General features: G+C 45.0%; 2 tRNA genes. Both read left to right on the forward strand.

The features are described from left to right. Positions 1-93: 93 nt before the first annotated feature. Positions 94-164: transfer RNA gene (locus AC973_RS00990), tRNA-Trp, on the forward strand. Positions 165-187: 23 nt separating this feature from the next. Then, positions 188-260: transfer RNA gene (locus tag AC973_RS00995), tRNA-His, on the forward strand. The last annotated feature ends 67 nt before the right edge of the window (positions 261-327 follow it).

Raw genomic sequence — 327 nt, forward strand, 5'->3', positions numbered from 1 at the left:
CGCAGCGGACTGTAAATCCGTTCCTTCGGGTTCGAAGGTTCAAATCCTTCTCCCTCCATTTATCTTTTTTAAACTATGGGATATTACTTGGATAGGGACATAGTTAAACGGTATAACTACGGTCTCCAAAACCGTCATTGTGGGTTCGATTCCTACTGTCCCTGTTTTTACTAATATTATTATTTTGGCGGGTGTGGCGAAGTGGTTAACGCATCGGTTTGTGGCACCGACACTCGTGGGTTCGATTCCCATCACTCGCCCTTTTTTATTGGGATATAGCCAAGCGGTAAGGCAACAGACTTTGACTCTGTCATGCGTTGGTTCGAA

Origin of the sequence: Carnobacterium sp. 1290_CSPC, assembly GCF_001053265.1 — a bacterium.
GTDB lineage: Bacteria > Bacillota > Bacilli > Lactobacillales > Aerococcaceae > Aerococcus > Aerococcus urinaeequi.